We start from the raw sequence: 17,637 nt of genomic DNA, 5'->3' as shown, positions 1-17,637 counted from the left end.
TTCAACGCCGTCCGAATCGTTTTACGAGAATAGCGGTTAGAAAGGCGAATCCGACCAAACGTGTTGCGGCAATTACTGACGAAAACCAGATTGGATACTGGTGTGGCTCAGCTATACCGAAGAAAACTCCTGGGGACGCGGAGAGACTCGCAAGATAGGTTTTTATATCCCAAGGGTTACCGAATTGGTATGTATCATAAAAGGCAATTAGTAAGTGAACCACAATAATGGCCCGCAGCAGCTTAAGAGTATTCTCGCCATTGCCCCAGATTGCATCAAGCACCCTGAACTCAATCCATTTAATGAACTGTGGTACCTTCTTCCAACCAGGGTACTTATCCCGATAATATGTTTCGCTCGATGACCAAGATTTTTTCAGGTAAATCGATGTAGCCTCCAGTTCGTGAGAAATCGCCCTATTGACGGCTTTGGCATCACCGATTTGTTGAAAATTCATTCGAAGCGATCTGGCAAACCGCATCTTCAGATTTTCCTCACGCGGAGCTTCTCGCTCGAGGATATCATCGTCGATTTGGCAACGCTCAAAGACTGCATATTCAAATTTGCAACCAGAGAAGGCTGACTGATGAAGATTACAGCCAATGAACCGGCAGCCCGTGAAGTCGCAGGAATCAAACACACAGTTATTGAAGTAGCATGCGTCGAAAACACAGTGTTGGAAAGAAACATTCCGAAGTGTCTTTTTTTTAGCGTTTAGCCTGACGTAAATCTTGAATGCGTACTCTTTAGGCTCGTTCTCAATAATCGAGTGAATGTAAAAATCTGTGATAACCTCCCGGTTGCCTGGCTTTAGCGCTGGGCGAGGATTTTGCTCCAAGACATCGGAGTCTCCACCAGCCGCCGTGGCTCCGACAGCAGGATTATTTGTGGAAAGGTTCTTGTCCATACTGGGCTCATGTGTCTCACGATACTCAATGTCAGACAGCATAATGGCCTACTATGGCGGTCTTTTAAAGAGGACTGTCAAAGAGCCTTGCAAACAACATGTGCAGCCGACCAAATTCCAGCTAATGCCTGATGCTGCTTGATATACATGTGTAGTTTCCAATAGCTGAGCTCATGTCATGATAAGTTCAGCCAATCTTGATTAAGGTTTTTTTAGTGGTCGGCCTTTTTGACAAAGATGAGCTGAGTCGGTCGATCGGCGGTTATCCCAATCCGTTGATAAATGAGTGAAGTCCAGTAGGAGGAGCCAATTCCCTCGTAGTTCAGTCGAGGGAGCCATCTTCCAAAGCCCAGCCTTATGGCTGGGCTTTTTCGTTCCCCCTGCCCCACCTCGGGGCAAGGGCGCTCACCTTCCCCCCCGCATCCCGATGCGCCCGTCCCTTGCCCTCATGGCCTGTTGCCACAAGATGGCGCAGGCATACCCTCTCTGGGGTACCAGTCTGGTGCAGCGTCCTTTCTCCCTTGATGACAATGCACTCATCCATTTGATTTATCAGTATAAAATTACTGACATCGGCCTTCGTAGCGACTCAGTTGACTGGCACAGCCCTTGCAATTCCTGACCTCAGGGACGTCACAAGGAGTTGCCTATGCTACCCATCAAGCCGCCCGGACCCGGTTGCTACGACGAGATGCTGCTCGCCGACAACCAGTTTCGCGATCACTACCACGCCTACCTGGCGTGGCTGCACCAGACCGACGAGAAGAGCATAGAACGCAAGCGTGAGGAGGCCGATCTGCTGTTTCACCGGGTCGGCATCACCTTCAACGTCTATGGGGATGGGGACGGCGCCGAACGTCTCATCCCGTTCGACAGCATTCCCCGCATCATCCCCGCCCGGGAGTGGCAGCATCTGGACAAGGGGATCCGCCAGCGCGTCACCGCCCTCAACGCCTTCCTGCACGACATCTATCACGATCAGCGCATCCTGAAGGCGGGGGTGATCCCGGCCGCCCAGATCCTCACCAACGCCCAGTACCAGCCCTGTATGCAGGGGGTCGACCTGCACCGCAATACCTATGTCCATATCACAGGGGTCGACATCATCCGCAACAGCGACGGCGACTACTACGTGCTGGAGGACAACCTGCGCACCCCCTCCGGGGTCTCCTACATGCTGGAGAACCGCAAGATGATGATGCGCCTCTTCCCTGAGCTGTTTCACAACCAGCCCATCGCCCCGGTGGAGCGCTACCCGGCTCTCTTGCTCCAGACCCTGCGCGAGAGCAGCCCGGTGGACAACCCCTGCGTGGTGGTGATGACCCCGGGCCGCTTCAACAGCGCCTACTTCGAGCACAGCTTCCTCGCCCAGCAGATGGGGGTGGAGCTGGTGGAGAGCGCGGATCTGGTGGTCAAGGATGGTCAGGTGCTGATGCGCACCACTACTGGGCTGAAAAGGGTGGATGTCATCTATCGCCGCATCGACGACGACTACCTGGATCCCCTCGCCTTCAACCCGGACTCCCTCATCGGCGTACCCGGCCTGCTCTCTGTCTATCGCGCCGGCGGCGTGGTGCTGGCCAATGCCATCGGCACCGGGGTGGCGGATGACAAGTCCATCTACCCCTATGTGCCGGAGATGATCCGCTTCTATCTGGGAGAGGAGCCCATCCTCAACAACGTCCCCACCTGGCAGTGCCGGGAACCCGATGCCCTGGCCTATGTGCTGGCGCACCTGGAGGAGCTGGTGGTCAAGGAGGTCCATGGCGCCGGCGGCTACGGCATGCTGATCGGCCCCTGCGCCAGTCGCGAGGAGCTGGCCCGTTTTCGCGAGCTGCTCAAGGCCAGGCCCGACAACTACATCGCCCAGCCGACGCTCTCCCTCTCCACCTGCCCCACCTTCGTCGAGGCGGGCATCGCCCCCCGCCACATCGATCTGCGTCCCTTCGTCCTCACCGGACAGGAGCTTCGCCTGGTGCCGGGCGGCCTGACCCGGGTCGCCCTCACCGAAGGCTCCCTGGTGGTCAACTCCTCCCAGGGCGGCGGCACCAAGGACACCTGGGTCATGGAGGGCAACCCATGCTGAGCCGCACCGCAAGCGAACTCTACTGGATGTCCCGCCACCTGGAGCGGGCGGAGAACACGGCCCGCATGCTGGACGTCACCCAGACCATGTCGCTGATGCCCTCCATCGACGCCGATCACAGCGAGTTGGTGGCCCCCCTCACCATCAGCGGCACCCACGAGCCCTTCCTGGCCCGCTATGGCCAGGTGAACATGGAGAACCTGCTGCAATTTTTCTGCTTCGACGAGGAGAACCCGAGCAGCATCTTCAGCTGCCTGCGCATGGCCAGGGACAACGCCCACGGGGTGCGCGGCAAGATCCCGGGAGAGGTGTGGGAGAGCATCAACGCCGCCTGGATAGAGATCCGCAGGCGCCGCAAGGCGGGGCTCTCCAGCGGCCAGGCCCAGGAGTTCTTCGACTGGATCAAGGAGCGCTCCCATCAGTTTCGCGGCGCCACCTATGGCACCATGATGCGCGGGGACGTGCTCTGGTTCCTGCGCCTTGGCACCTTCATCGAGCGGGCCGACAACACGGCGCGCATCCTGACCGTGAAGTATCAGGTGATCCGGGAGGATGAGGACAGCGTGCGCGAGTTCTACCGCTGGAATGCCCTGCTGCGCTCGGTGGGGGCCTACGAGGCGCACCAGACCCTCTACAAGACCCTCTCCCACGCCTCCATCGCCGAGCTGCTGATCCTGCGCAACGAAGTGCCGCGCTCCCTGCGCGCCTGCCTCGACGAGATGGAGCACATCCTGGCCCAGATCGAGGGGAACGCCGGCCAGGCGCCCCGGCGCCTCACCACCATACTCAACGCCCATCTGACCTATGGCGCCATCGAGGATGTGTTCGCCCTCGGCATGCAGGCGTACCTGAGGGACTTTCTCAGCGACATCGGCGCCATCGGCCAGAGCATCCACGCCGCCTACCTGGAGGTATTATGAGACTCATCATCGATCACCAGACCCGCTACCACTATGCCGACGTGGTGCGCCGCAGCACCCAGTACCTGCGTCTGACTCCCCACAGCACGGCCCGCCAGCAGATCCTCTCCTGGCAGCTGGAGCTGCCAGGGGAGGCCACCTGCACCACGGACGGTTACGGCAACATACTGCACGTGCTGAGCCTGGAGTCCCCCCATGAGGGGATCCTCATCCGCGCCCGTGGCGAGGTGGAGATCTGCGACGACGCTCAGGACGATGAGGAGCACTCCCTCATCTCCCCCCTGAGCTACCTGAGGCCCACCGCCCTCACCAGTCCGACCCCGGCCCTGCGGGATCTCGCGAAGGCCTGTCTGCCAGAGGAGCCCACCCTGGCCGACTTGCAGGGGCTGATGGCACGCATCCTGGTGCTGATGCCCTATCAGCCCGGCAGCACGGACGCCACCTTCAGCGCCGACGAGGCCCTCGCCTCGGGCAGCGGCGTCTGTCAGGACCACACCCATGTGTTCCTGGCCTGCTGCCGCCATGCCGGCCTGCCGGCCAGGTACGTGAGCGGTTACCTCTACAGCCAGGACAGCAGCCACGTGGCGATGCACGCCTGGGCCGAGGTGTGGATCGAGGAACGCTGGCACACCTTCGACGTGACCAACCTCACCTGCTCCGCCAGCGAGCACCTCAAGCTGGCGGTCGGCATGGATTATCTGGATGCCTGCCCGGTGCGCGGGGTGCGCTACGGTGGCGGCTGCGAGCAGTTGCAGAGCCAGGCGCGGGTCACCCGTCTGGATGGGCAGCAGCAATGAGGGCCCGAAAAGCGCTGGCGGGAGGGCGGCCATGACCTATTGCGTCGCCATGTGCCTGCAAGATGGCATCGTCTTCGCCTCAGACTCGCGCACCAATGCGGGGGTGGATCACATCGCCACCTTCCGCAAGCTGCACCTCTTCACCCAGGGGGACAGGGTGATAGTGCTGCAAAGCGCCGGCAATCTGGCCACCACCCAGAGTGTCATCAGCCTGCTGACGGAGGGGACGGGTCTGCTCAGCCTCCCAAGCCTCTACGAGGTCGCGGCCCTCATCGGCCAGACCATACGCACCGTCATCAGCCGGGATGGGGGCCAGCAGCAGGGGCATGTCAACTTCGGCTGCAACATACTGCTGGGGGGGCAGATCCGGGGGGAGCGCCACCGCCTCTTCCACATCTATCCGGAGGGCAACTTCATCGAGGCGAGCGCCGACACCCCCTACTTCCAGATAGGGGAGAGCAAGTACGGCAAGCCCATCATAGATCGCATCATCCAGTACGAGACGCCGCTTCAGACCGCCTTGCAGTGCGCCCTCATCTCCATCGACTCGACCCTGCGCAGCAATCTGTCGGTGGGTTTGCCCCTGGACGCCCTGGTCTATCCCGAGGGGAGCTTCTCGGCGGCACACCTGCACCGCATCACAGAGCAGAACCCCCACTTCCTGGCCCTGCGCAAGGCCTGGGGCGAGGGGTTGCAGCGGCTGTTTCGAGATCTCCCACCCTTCCCCCTCTGAACGGGCGGGGAAGCGCCATGGCGCTTTCCCGCCCCCCTCTTTCCAGATATTCTGGCTGCCATTCGCTTCCCTCTCGATGGAGTCCCCATGCGCCGCTTCAACGTCATGCTCAACGGCAGCCGGTTGATGATGTTCCCCTTCTATGTCTGCATCCTTATCTGCGTCGCCCTCCTGATGGTGAAGTTCGCCATGCAGCTCTATGTGCTGTGCCGCGACATCATAGAGATCGACTATCTGGATCTCATCACAGGGGTGCTCACCCTGGTGGACTTCGTGCTGGTGGCCCAGATGCTGATCCTGGTGGCCATCTGCGGCTATGTGCAGTTCATCAAGACCCCGGAGCAGCGGGCGGCCCTGGGGGACAACTGGCTCAGCAAGATCAACTTCGCCTCCCTCAAACTCATCGTCATCAACTCCCTGGTGACCATAGCCGGGATCGAGGTGCTCAAGGCCTTCCTGGAAGACGGCACCGGCAACGAGACAGAGATGAAGTGGTCTGTCATCGTCTTCCTGGCCTTCTCCACCGCCGCCCTCATCTACGCCATCACGGAGCGGCTGGCGGATCACAAGTGACCCGGCCCTGATTTCATTCAGGATCTATTCATCAGCGGCCGAATTGATAACTCTTTTCATTACCCTTACCCCATTGTAAACTTGCTCGCCCCGGGCCGAACCGCCCGGGTGCTGGAGCACCTATGACAAGCCTTTCCCTCTCACCGCGACACCTCTGGCAATGGCTGGCCTATCACCATCAGGCCGCCGAGGGCTCCCTCTACCTGATGTTCTTCTCCGGCCTGCTGTTGTGGGAGCCCCTGACCCCGGTCTGGTCCCTGGCGCGCTGGAACCTGTTTCTCCATCTGATGCTCTCGCTCTCCCTGTTTCCCCTGCTGTTTGGCGCCTTCTGGCTCTCCCATCGCAGCCTGCTGAACAAGAGCCGCAGACCTTTCTTGCGCACCACGGGGCGCATCATCGAAACCCTGCTGCTGGTCTGTCTCGCCAGCGGATTGCTGCTGGTGCTGCACGGCACCCCGGGGGATAGCCTGGGCAACCTTGCCAGCTGGGCCCACTGGCTGAGCGCGCTCGCGTTGACGCCCCTGGTGCTGCGTCACGCCTGGCGCTGGACCATCTTGACATGGCGCACCTGATCTTATGTTGAAGTGGTTGTTCTCCCTGATGTTCGCCGCCCTGCTGCTGGGGACCGCCTCGGCCCAGGAGATGGGCGCGGCCATGATCCCCTATGACGAGGGCGACACTCCTCGCCTGCTGGTGGCCAACCAGGGCGCCGGCTCCGTCACCCTGCTTGAACGCCAGAGCGGCAAGCGGCTGAAAGAGGTGCAGCTGGGGGGGGATCTGCGCCAGCTGGCCCGCGCCGATGACGGCACCCTGCTGGTGACCGACTACAGCGGCGATCGCCTGCTGCTGCTGGATGATGAACTCACGCTGGAAAAGGCGATCCCCACCGGCCATAGACCCTACGGCGTCATCTTCGATCCCAAGCGGCGCTGGTTCTGGATCAGCCTGTTCGAATCCGCTCGCCTGCAGGCCTACGACACCGCGGGCAAGCTCCAGCTGGATGCAGAGACTGCCGAGACGCCCCGCGGGCTCGCCCTGACGAACGACGATCGCCTGCTGCTCACCCACGCCATGACAGGCCAGCTCGCCGTCTATGATCTCGCCAAGCTTGGCAACGGCGCCAAGGGCACCGCCTTACCCAAGCCCAAGCTCATCACACTGGCGGAGACCCACAGCGACACGCCGAGCGACTCCCAAGGGTTGCCGCGCCTGCTGGACGGCATCGCCCTCTCCCCCGATGGCAGCGAAGCCTGGCTGCCTCACGTGCTCTGGAGTTTCGACCACCCCTTCCAGTTTCAGAGCACCGTCTTCCCGGCGGTTTCCATCATAAATCTCGATGAAGAGAAGGAGCGGGTCGATGAAAGAAAACAGCTCTTCTTGCAGATCAACCTGCCAAGCGTCGGCAACCGCAGCCAGATCGTCTCCAACCCCTTCGCGGCGCGCTTCGCCGCCGACGGCAAGCGGGTCTACCTGACCCTGGCGGGCTCGGAAGACTTGCTGGTGTTCGACCTGTCGCGCAGCGGCAAATCCAACAGCAACCGCCACCGCCGCAAGAAGTTTCAGGGGGGCGCCAAGGCGACCCAACTGCTGCGCCACCTGCCGGGCCAGAATCCGAGGGACTTGCTGATAGACGGCGACCATATCCTGGTGCACAACGTCATGGGGCAGGATCTTACCCGCCTCAATAGCGGCGGCAGCGGCCCCTTCGCCCGGGTGACCGTGGATGTGCCCCACTTCGCCAAACTGGTGGAGACGGATCCCCGCCCCGAAGCGCTCAAGCGCGGCGAGCGGTTGTTCAACCTGGGTAATACCGCCGCCAACAGCCGCTTCCCCATGGCAGGGGACAACTGGATGAGCTGCAACTCCTGCCATCTGGACGGGTTCAACTTCACCAACCGCCATCTGATGGCGGCCCATCGCCAGAAGAGCGGCGACAACGCCATCAACGGCCACGCCAACCTCGCCAACATGGTGGCGGGGGACTTCGTCGGCGAGTACCTGCGCATGACCCAGCAGACCCAGGGCGGCATGGGCCACGACACCCGGGATGGGGCCGAGCCGGTGGATCCCGAGAGGCCCCAGCCGGAAGTGAAGGCGATGATGGAAGACCTGCACGCCTTCGTCACCGCCGATGGCAACCTCCCCTATCTCGCCAACTGGCTCAGGCTCGATGCCCCGCGCAGGGATCACGCCAAGGCGCCGACCACCCACCCGAAAGAGTGGCTCAACTCCGCCTCCTGCCAGAACTGCCACCAGGAGGCATTCAAGGACTGGAGCGAAAGCAACCACCGGCTGATGGGCAACTCCCACCCCTACTACAAGGTGGTGCAGGCCCTGGCCCGGGAAACCGAAGGGGAAGCCTTCGGCCAGTGGTGCCAGGGCTGCCACATGCCCCAGCAGGTGCTGAACGGCCAGCAGGATCTGCCCAAGGGCTCCCACATGTTCGAGCAGGGCGGCGCCTCGCTGATTGCGGCCCACCAGGCTGGCGAGCCCGTGGTGGAAGAAGGGACCGGCTGCGTGCTCTGCCATCGCATCACCAAAGTGGAAGACGCGGGCGGCAACAGCGCCTTTACCGTGAATTTGAAAGACCGCGAGAGCTATGTGTTCGAGGATGCCCCGGGTGGCAGCCTCCAGCACTGGCTGGCCGAGCGGCAGATCAACGCCCGTCCCGCCATGCACAAGGCCTCCTACCAGAAGGATTTCTACCAGGATGCGGCCCTGTGCAAGTCCTGCCACAACGAGTTCGCCCCGGGCAGCGGCGCCAACATCGTCAACACCTGGGACGAGTGGGAAAACTCCAGCTTCGCAAACGCCGAGGATCCCGCCAGGCGGCGTACCTGCATCGACTGCCATATGAACCCGGAGCCCGGCAATGGCGGCGCACCGGTAGCGGGCCAGTCCACCGAGAACGGCACCATGAAGGCGCGGCTCTATCGCCACAACTTCACCGGCGCCCAGCATCAGCTGGTGGGGCTGCGCAATCCCGCGCTTGAGCAGGAGAGCCTGGCGCTGCTGCGCTCCAGCGCCACCCTCTCGGCCCGTATCGAACAGGGGGCAGACAGCCCGCAACTGGTGGTGCGGGTCGCCAACGTCGGCGCAGGCCACGCCCTGCCCACCGGGGTCGCCGATTTCCGTGAACTCTGGCTGGAGCTGACCGTCACCGACGCCAGCGGCAAGGTGGTGCTTGCAAGCGGCCAGCCGGTGGACGGCGCCGTGCCTGAGGATGCGCGGCTGTTCAGAAAGGTGTTCGGCGATGCCGAGGGCAAGCCGGTGGGGCTCAAGTTCTGGCGCTACGCCAAGCTCTTGGAAGATACCCGCATTCCGGCCGATGGCTGGCGCGATGAAGCCTGGCCGCTGCCAGCGGATGCCAAGGGCCCCTTCAAGGCCGATATCAGACTCAATTTTCGCACCTACCCCAAGTGGGTCAGTGATGCGGTGCGCGCCGCCGAGCCGAGCTTGCCGGCACCACCCATAGTGCTGCTCACGCGTCTACAACTCAATCGGCTGCAACTCACCCTGCCGCCTCTTCCCGTCACGCCCGACACGGAGCCTCAATCCTGATGTTTGCAAGTTTTCTCATTACCCTGCGCGAGGGGCTGGAAGCCTTCCTGCTGGTGGGCATCTGCCTCTCCTACCTCGCCAAGCTGGGGGCGAGCCGCTACAACAAGCTCATCTATCTGGGGGTGGGGCTGGGCCTCGTCGCCTCCCTCGTGGTCGCCTTCCTGTTCCAGGTGGTGGTGAGCCAGTTCGAGAGCGAGCGCTACAACCACCTGCTGATGGCGGGGATCCTCATCTTCGCCACCCTGGTGCTCACCTACATGGCTGTCTGGATGCAGAAGCAGGCCAAATCCCAGGTGGGGGCCATGACGGCGCGCATCGATGCCGCCATCGACGGGGGCAACCTGTTTGGCCTGGTACTGCTCGCCTTCCTGGCGGTGATGCGCGAAGGCTTTGAAACCGTGCTCTTCTTCTCCGCCCTGGTCTACTCAGGGCAAGGGGTGGATCTGCACGAGGGGCTGATGGGGGCGCTGGCAGGGCTGCTGGTCTCTGTGGTGCTGGTGTGGGGGCTGCTGCGCTCCACCCGCAAGGTGGCGCTGGCCCCCTTCTTCCGCTGGACCGGCCTGCTCATCATCATAATCGCCGCGGGGCTGCTGTCGTCCGCCGTCAACATGTTGCAGGCGGCAGACGTCATCACCTTCTGGACGACACCCGTGTTCAACATCAGCCACATCCTCGACGATCAGGGGGTCTTCGGCACCTTCCTGCGCGCCCTGTTTGGCTACAATGCCTCGCCGGCCGGCTTGCAGTTGCTGACCTGGGCCGCCTATCTGGCCATCTTCGTCACCCTCTGGCATCGCAGCTATCGCCCTCGGGCGCAGGGATAAACCCGCGGTTGCAACCCCATTCGGGAGCCGCGCCCTGGCGCGGCGCCCTTATCTATCAAGCAGTGTCGGAACACTCATGAGCGACAACAACAAGAAGAAGATTGCGGTACTGGGTGCCGGTCCCGCCGGTCTGATGGCCGCCTGGCGCCTGTGCCAGGCCGGTTTTGCGGTCACCCTGTTCGAGCAGGAGCCGGTCGTCGGCGGCATGTGCGCCACCCAGACCTTCAAGGGACGCGATGGAGAGTATCGCTTCGACTACGGCGGTCACCGCTTCATCACCAAGAACCCCGAGCTGCTCGCCTTTATCGACGAGCTGATGGGGGACGATCTGCTCCACGCCGAGCGAAAGAGCGTGATCCGCTTCGGCGGGCGCACCTATGACTACCCCTTGAATCTGCCGAACCTGTTGAAAACCGCCCCCCTGCCGCTGATGGCCGGGGCGGTGAAGGATCTGCTGCTGTTGCCCTTTGCCAAGAAGCCCACCGACTTTGCCAAGGCGAGCTTTGCCGAGTGGATCCAGAGCCACTTCGGTCGCACCCTCTACCGCCAGTTCTTCGAGGGCTACACCGGCAAACTGTGGGGCATCAACCCTGATCAGCTCTCCGCCGACTGGGCCGGCCAGCGCATCAGCCTCATCGATTTGAAAGACGTGGCGCGCCGCCTGCTGCCAAGGCGCAAGGGCAACCTCTCGGTGCGCACCTATGCCCGCAAGTATCGCTACCCCAAATACGGTTTTGGCCAGATCTTCACCACCCTGGGGGAGCGGCTGGTGGCCGAGGGAGTCGAACTCAAGACCGGCGCCACCATCACCCGCCTCGAGCAGGCTGATGGCCGCATCGAGCGGGTCTATTGGTCACAAGATAACGTTGAGCAGAGCGAGCACTTCGATCAGGTGATCTCCACCCTGCCGCTGCCGCTCACCTGCCAGCATCTGGGCTTGCCGTGCGATCTGCACTATCGATCCCTGCGCTTCGTCAATATGCCCCTCAAACAGGAGAATCTGTCGGACAACACCTGGCAGTACCTCTCCGACCCCCATATTCTGGCCACCCGTCTGCAGGAGCCGCGCCGGCGCAGCCCCTTTATGGCGCCAGAAGGCCAGAGCTCGGTGATGCTGGAGATACCCTGCAACCCGGGGGATGCCACCTGGCAGGCGCCGCTCGCCGATCTGCGCGGTCGGGTGACAGAGGATCTCGCGAGCCTCGGGGTCGATACCGCCAAACTTGGCGACGAGACCTTCGAGGCGCGCAGCGAGTACGCCTATCCGCTAATGGATCTCGGCTATCAGGCCCGCCGCAACGACGCCATCCAGGCGCTGATGCCGATAGGCAACCTCATCATGACCGGCCGTCAGGGGACATTCCGCTATATCTTCACCGACACCGCCATGGAGATGGGGATGATGGCCGCGGACATGGTGATCGACGGGGTGGACAGACGGCACGCCATCTATAACCATCGCAACGAAAATACCGTCATCGAGACCCAGAGCGTGGCGTAGCAACAGGAACAACCTCTCCCGGCCTCCCCCTTCGAAAGGGGGAGGGTCGGGGTGGGGTCCAACTCATCAGGACTGGCGCCATGCCGTCAGGACAAATCAACAAGGAGAACAGGATGACCATACGCCCGGGTTTGCTTGCCCTCACCCTGCTGCTGGCCCTGAGCGGTCAGGCACAGGCTTACTCCTACGCCGCCGCCGGCAAGGAACCGCTGATCGACGCCCGCGAGGCGCTGCTGGGCGCCGCCACTGATGGCAAGGATGCCAGCGCCACCTTGAGCGAGATTGCCGACGAGCTGACCTATCTGGAAGAGCACCACAAGGTGACACTGCAAGCGCCCCTGGCCGCCGCCATCAAGGGGAAAGACGCGGCCGCCACCGCCGCCCTGCTCAACCGCGCCTACAAGGCGGAGATCGAGCGCCGCCTCGAAGGGGCGGCTCAGAACCTTGGCGACTACCAGACTGCCAAGGTGCTGGTGGTCAAGAGCAAGCGCTTCCTCGATTTGATCCTCCCCTCCCTCAATGAAGGGGATCGCAAGGCGGCCGAACAGGCGCTGGCCAAGGTGCTGGACGCCATCGGCAACCCGGGCGTGTTCGGGGTGGGCGCCAAGCCCGCCGATGCCGCCGCCTTTAGCGATGCCGAAAAAACGCTGATGGCCGTGCTGGCGCCGCTCTGATTAGCTCCCATCGATGACGACGGCCCCCCTCATCCCCGGCCCTTCTCCCGCAAGGGGAGAAGGGGGGCGTCACCACGGCCGATTAAGCTTCGCCAATCGACCCTGCTTGCTTGCCCTGCTGCAACTGGCTTGGCTTTGCTGGCTGCTGGCCTTCCCGGTGGCGCTCGACTCCGACGATGCCCTGAACTTTGCCCACGGGGTAGTACGCTTCAGCGTGCTGGAGTTCTCCCCCCACTTTCCGGGCTACCCCGCCTTTATCTGGCTGGCGCGGCTCATCAACCTCGCGGTAGACGACCCGGCCCGCGCGGTGCAGTGGGCCAGCCTGCTCGGCACAGCGCTGATAGCGCCGCTCGCCGCCTGGCTGGCGGTGAGAATAGGGCAGCGCCCAAGCCTCCTGGCGCCAGTCTGGCTACTGGTGCTGGCCCTGCCGCTCACCCCGACCCTGGCGCTCTCAGGCCTGTCCGACGGGCCGGCGCTGGCCGCCTGGCTCGGGGCGCTGCTGGCCTTGCAGCATCGCAAACCTGCGCTGGCGGGTCTGCTGCTTGGATTACTGCTGGCGCTGCGCCCCTCCTACTTCGTGCTGGCCCTGCTGCCCCTTTGGCTCGGGATAGAGCAGAAGGGAACGCGCTTAAGGTTTGTGCTCCCCATCACCCTGGTGGGGCTTATCAGCCTGCTCTTTGTCTGGCAGGCCGATGGCTGGGCCTATTTTGCCGAGGGGCGGCGCTTTACCGACGGCCACTTCACCCTCTGGGGCAACACGGCGGCAGCCCACGGGGATCGGCTACTGAGCTGGGCGCGCACCTTCAATGATCAACTGACCCCGCTCTGGCCCCTATTGATGGGAGCCTTGCTCCTGCTGCCAGTCTGGCAGCGGTCAAAGGGCCAGACTGCCGCTATCTCCCCGCTCTGGTCGCTCTACTGGCTCGCCCTGCTGCTCTGGACCCTGTTTGGCCAGAACCCTGACAATCCCCGCCATCTGGCACCCATTACCCTGCTCGGCATAGTGCTGCTGGCGGGCAGGCTGCCCCGATGGGGCGAGCGCCCAGCCATGCTGGGAGCCCTGTTGCTGCTCTGCACCACACTCACAGCGCCAGCGCCGCCCGCCATGGTGCAGGCTGCCCGGCTGGCCGAGCAGGCGTGTCCGGCCCTGGTGACTCAGTGGGGAGTGAGGCTGCTTAGGGAAACCACGACCCTGCCGGTGACGGACGGCTGGTATCAGGGGGATGCCGCCCTTGCGCTCACCCAGGGGGCCTGCCGCCTCAGCCGCCGCCCCATAGCCCAGAGCGAGATGCCGCTCCCCCACCAGGGGCACTGGTTTGCCCCCCGCTTTGGCGCCGAACCCGGCCTCTGGCTCGCCATCCCGCGCTGACATCTGGCCCAAACGCGTCGCTGCGTCAGCTGACTCGTCTACACTCACTGCGCATGGGCGTGGCAGGGAGAGGATGCATGAAGGGAGGCAAGGAGTGGGCACTGGTGCCCCTGGTTCTGGCGCTGGCCAGTGCGCTCCTGGTGTTGCCTGTCTGGCTGCAGGGGGGCACTCAGGGGCACGATCTGTTCCACCACCTGCTCTCCGGCCACTACTTTGCCCGCCAGCTGTGGCAGGGGGAGCTCTATCCCCGCTGGCTGATGGCCATGAATGGCGGCTTTGGCAGCCCCACCTTCTTCTTCTATCCCCCGCTCCCCTACTATGTCAGCGCCCTCTTTGCCGGCCCGGCGGCCCCCGCCCAGCAGGCCATCTACCCCCTGCTCGGGAGCGCCACCCTGGCGCTGCTGCTCTCGGGCACGTTCGCCTATCTGTGGCTGCGCGCCACCACGCCCTCGGGCCGGGCCCTGGCAGTCAGCCTGCTCTACCTGATCCTGCCCTATCACCTGGCCATGGATCTCTATGCCCGCTTCGCCCTGGCGGAGTTCTGGGCCTTCGCCTGGGCGCCGCTGATCCTGCTTGGCCAGGATCTCGCCCATCGCGGCCTGCGCCAGGGCCTGCCCCTGCTGATCCTGGGGCTGGCGCTGCTGGCCTTCTCCCACCTGCCAAGCCTGCTGCTGATGATGGGGCTGGTCAGCGTGCGTGCCCTCTGGTTCGCCTGGCGATCCCGCACCCTGGCGCCCTGCTGGATAGCCCTGGGGGCCCAGGGGCTGGGGCTCTGCATGGCGGCGGCGCTGCTGCTGCCCGCCCTGGCGGATCAGGGGGCCATCTCCATGGAGCTGATGCGCGGCGGCATGTTCGACTTTAGGCGCAACTTCCTCGACCGTTTGCCCTCGGGCTGGGGGGACTGGCGCTTTCGCGGCAACCTGGCGTGGCAGAGCCTGCTGACCCTGGCCCTGCTGCTCATCGCCTGGGCCGCCGCCCGCGAGCCGCGCCACCCCGAGCTGCTGTGCTGGGGGGCGATCGGCGTCGCCGCCTTCCTGATGATGCTGCCCGTGAGCCAGCCCCTCTGGAGCCTGCTGCCCCCCTTGCAACGGGTACAGTTTCCCTGGCGGCTCAATCTCATCCTCACCCTGGCCACCATCGCCGTGGTGGCGCTCGGCCCCCCCACTCACCGTCCCTGGCAGTGGCTCTGGTGGGGCATGCTGCTGCTGACCCTCCTCTCCACCCTGGCCTATGTGCGCCACGCCCCCCTCACCCAGGCCCCCACCCGGGAGGCCATGGCCCTCGAGTTCGACAGCAAGCGCAGCGCCAGGGAGTACAGGCCAAGACAGGTGCCAGGGGGCATGTTCGCCCCCACCCTGCTCGCCTGGAAGGACGAGTTCCAGCCCCCGGTGAGCGCCGAGCCCCCGGGCGCCAGCTGGACAGTGCACCGCTGGCAGCCCAGGGCCCTGACCCTGGCGGTGACGGCGGCCGTGCCGACCCGGCTGGTCCTGCACCAGTATGATTACCCCGGCTGGCAGGCCTGGATCGACGAGCACCTGATGCTGACGGTGGGTGCCAATCCCCAGGGCTTGATGCAGCTCTGGGTGCCGGCGGGCAGCCACAACCTCACCCTCAGGCTGACGGCGCGCTGGCCCGAGCGGGCAGGCAATGCCCTCTCCCTGCTCGGGTGGCTCGGCTGGCTGCTGCTTCTGTGCCACCACAGGGCAAGGCGTCCGGTGCGCTGAGTCCGTCGCAGATCTGACCTCTGGGCCCGGGGCAGGATAGACCTGCCCAAGCCTGCCAAAGCTGATAGACTCAGCACTTGCCCCTTTTTCCCGGCCCTGCCACGACTCGGATACCCTATGCCTCAAGCCACGACCCTCTCTCCCCGCTTCCTGTTCATCCTGCTCGGCGCCCTGGCGGGCCTGACCCCGCTCGCGGTGGACATGTACCTGCCCGCCATTCCGGCCATCGCCCGGGATCTGGCCACCAGCATAGACGGGGCCCAGCTCACCATCAGCGCCTTCCTCGGCGGCTTCGCCATCGGCCAGCTGTTCTACGGGCCGCTCGCCGACAGCTTCGGCCGCAAGCCGGTGATCCTGGCGGGCCTCTCCATGTTCGCCGTGGCCTCGGTGGGCTGCGCCCTGGCGGACTCCCTGCCGGAGCTGCTGGCCTGGCGCATGCTGCAGGCCGCTGGCGGGGCGGCGGGATCCGTGGTGGTCAATGCCCTGCTGCGGGATCTGTTCGAGAAGGATGCGTTTTCGCGAGCCATGTCCTTCGTCATCCTGGTGATGACGCTGGCCCCCCTGGTAGCCCCCGTGGTGGGCGGCTACATCAGCGCTCATGCCGACTGGCGGGTGATCTTCTGGCTGCTGGTGGGGATCAGCCTGCTCATCTGCGTGGTGATGCAGTGGAAGATAGAGGAGACCCTCAAACCCGAACACAAACAGCCCCTCAAGCTCGGCCAGGTGCTGCGCAACTACTGGGGCGTGCTCTCCCACCGCGGCGCCATGGGCTATGTGCTGTGCGGCGCCCTGTCGAGCTCGGGCATGTTCGCCTTCCTGAGTGCCTCCCCTTATGTCTATATCGAGTATTTCAAGGTACCGACCGAGCACTACGGCTGGCTCTTTGGCCTCAACATCCTGCTGATGATGGTGGTCACCTTCGTCAACAGCCGTCTGGTGAAGGGGGTGGGCGCCGAGCGCATGCTGCAGTACGGCCTGACGGTGCTGCCGCTGGCCGGGGCCCTGCTCATCTACAACGCCTGGAGCCAGACCGGGGGCCTGTGGGGCATCGTCATCCCAGTGGTGCTCTTCGTCGGCCACATCAGCCTGGTGGGGGCCAACGCCATGACGGGCCTGATGGGCCACTTCCCCCAGTCGGCGGGCACCGCCTCGGCGCTCGCGGGCACACTGCGCTTTGGCATAGGCGCCGTGGTGGGCATACTGGTCAACCTCAATCCCCCCGAGTCGCCGCTGCCCATGGCCATCGCCATCGCCGCCTGTGGCCTGAGCTCGGCGCTCAGCTACTGGCTGCTCACCGGCAAGCGTGCCAGTGCGGCCTGACGATCCCTTCGGCTCACCGCGATACCGACACGAAAAAGCCCTGTCCACCGGACAGGGCTTTTTGCATCAGGGGCGCGGCCATCAGGCATCGGCCTCCAAGCCGCTGCGAGCCAGGATCTCGCTCTCCACGCCATCCAGGCTCAGCTGGTTCTTCTTGCGCCAGTAGGCCTCTATGCCCTCCTTGCCCTGGCGCGCCGACCAGTTGGCGAGATCCTCCCTGTCCCCCTGATAGCCAAACAGGGGCACCGACATGCCGCAGGAGGTCTGGACCCGTTCAATGTCGAGCAGGAAGATCTGGCGGGCCGCCACTCTGGTCGGGAAACATGCCAGCGCAGTCTCCCAGTCCGGGTCGCCCCGGTGCAGCACCCGCGCCTGGCCATAGGCCCGTACTATCATGGGCGCCCCCTCGAAGGCGCAGAACATCACCGTCATGCGCGGGTTCTGCAACACATGGGCCGCCGACTCGTTGCCGCTGCCGGTCAGGTTGAGCCAGGCCAGGGTATGGGCATCGAGAATGCGCAACGAATCCCCGCCCTTGGGAGAGAGGTTGACCGTGCCCTCCTCCGCCGCCGTGCCGACAAAATAGATCTTCTGCGCCTCGATAAAGGCCACATGGCGCGGCGAGAGCGCCTCGAACAGTTGTCCCAT

General features: G+C 63.9%; 15 protein-coding genes. 13 read left to right on the top strand and 2 right to left on the bottom strand.

Features of this window, described 5'->3' with window-relative positions; genetic code table 11:
- Window position 1 precedes the first annotated feature (1 nt).
- Window positions 2-907 (bottom strand): pentapeptide repeat-containing protein, encoded by a 906-nt coding sequence (locus AC3WR3_RS01500; protein ID WP_492290950.1) that lies wholly within the window; start codon window positions 905-907, stop codon window positions 2-4.
- A 649-nt stretch (window positions 908-1,556) separates the two neighbouring features.
- Here AC3WR3_RS01500 and AC3WR3_RS01495 point away from each other — a divergent pair.
- The 13 genes from AC3WR3_RS01495 (at window position 1,557) to AC3WR3_RS01435 (ending at window position 16,989) form a co-directional block, all read left to right on the top strand.
- Window positions 1,557-2,993 (top strand): circularly permuted type 2 ATP-grasp protein, encoded by a 1,437-nt coding sequence (locus AC3WR3_RS01495; protein WP_041998737.1) that lies wholly within the window; start codon window positions 1,557-1,559, stop codon window positions 2,991-2,993.
- Window positions 2,987-3,913, top strand: coding sequence for an alpha-E domain-containing protein (locus AC3WR3_RS01490; protein ID WP_247626688.1), 927 nt, complete (start codon window positions 2,987-2,989; stop codon window positions 3,911-3,913). Before AC3WR3_RS01495 ends, AC3WR3_RS01490 begins: the two co-directional genes overlap by 7 nt.
- Window positions 3,910-4,710, top strand: coding sequence for a transglutaminase family protein (locus AC3WR3_RS01485; RefSeq protein WP_283941457.1), 801 nt, complete (start codon window positions 3,910-3,912; stop codon window positions 4,708-4,710). The genes AC3WR3_RS01490 and AC3WR3_RS01485 overlap by 4 nt, the downstream gene beginning before the upstream one ends.
- 31 nt (window positions 4,711-4,741) lie before the next feature.
- The gene (locus AC3WR3_RS01480; RefSeq protein ID WP_492290949.1) at window positions 4,742-5,443 is read left to right on the top strand and encodes a proteasome-type protease; all 702 of its coding nucleotides are present in this window, start codon (window positions 4,742-4,744) and stop codon (window positions 5,441-5,443) included.
- Window positions 5,444-5,530: 87 nt separating this feature from the next.
- On the top strand, window positions 5,531-6,016 hold the full coding sequence (locus tag AC3WR3_RS01475) for a YqhA family protein (RefSeq protein WP_139436110.1): 486 nt from the start codon (window positions 5,531-5,533) through the stop codon (window positions 6,014-6,016).
- Window positions 6,017-6,138: 122 nt separating this feature from the next.
- Window positions 6,139-6,588: a hypothetical protein gene (locus AC3WR3_RS01470; RefSeq protein ID WP_492290948.1), complete on the top strand. Its 450-nt coding sequence runs from the start codon at window positions 6,139-6,141 to the stop codon at window positions 6,586-6,588.
- Between the two features lie 4 nt (window positions 6,589-6,592).
- Window positions 6,593-9,577 (top strand): YncE family protein, encoded by a 2,985-nt coding sequence (locus tag AC3WR3_RS01465; protein ID WP_492290947.1) that lies wholly within the window; start codon window positions 6,593-6,595, stop codon window positions 9,575-9,577.
- Entirely contained in the window at window positions 9,577-10,401 is an 825-nt protein-coding gene (locus tag AC3WR3_RS01460) for an FTR1 family iron permease (RefSeq protein ID WP_492290946.1), read from the top strand. Before AC3WR3_RS01465 ends, AC3WR3_RS01460 begins: the two co-directional genes overlap by 1 nt.
- Window positions 10,402-10,477: 76 nt before the next feature.
- Window positions 10,478-11,902, top strand: coding sequence for an NAD(P)/FAD-dependent oxidoreductase (locus tag AC3WR3_RS01455; protein WP_492290945.1), 1,425 nt, complete (start codon window positions 10,478-10,480; stop codon window positions 11,900-11,902).
- Window positions 11,903-12,015: 113 nt separating this feature from the next.
- Window positions 12,016-12,576 (top strand): hypothetical protein, encoded by a 561-nt coding sequence (locus AC3WR3_RS01450; protein WP_492291162.1) that lies wholly within the window; start codon window positions 12,016-12,018, stop codon window positions 12,574-12,576.
- A 106-nt stretch (window positions 12,577-12,682) separates the two neighbouring features.
- Entirely contained in the window at window positions 12,683-13,945 is a 1,263-nt protein-coding gene (locus tag AC3WR3_RS01445) for a hypothetical protein (RefSeq protein ID WP_492290944.1), read from the top strand.
- Between the two features lie 77 nt (window positions 13,946-14,022).
- Window positions 14,023-15,669: a hypothetical protein gene (locus AC3WR3_RS01440; protein ID WP_492290943.1), complete on the top strand. Its 1,647-nt coding sequence runs from the start codon at window positions 14,023-14,025 to the stop codon at window positions 15,667-15,669.
- 117 nt (window positions 15,670-15,786) lie between these two features.
- Entirely contained in the window at window positions 15,787-16,989 is a 1,203-nt protein-coding gene (locus AC3WR3_RS01435; RefSeq protein ID WP_492290942.1) for a Bcr/CflA family multidrug efflux MFS transporter, read from the top strand.
- An 81-nt stretch (window positions 16,990-17,070) separates the two neighbouring features.
- Here AC3WR3_RS01435 and AC3WR3_RS01430 read toward each other — a convergent pair whose 3' ends face one another.
- Entirely contained in the window at window positions 17,071-17,637 is a 567-nt protein-coding gene (locus AC3WR3_RS01430) for a pyridoxamine 5'-phosphate oxidase family protein (protein ID WP_492290941.1), read from the bottom strand.

The organism is Aeromonas sp. EU05-FHT14A05, assembly GCF_058791175.1.
This window is presented reverse-complemented; position numbering and strand designations above follow the sequence as displayed.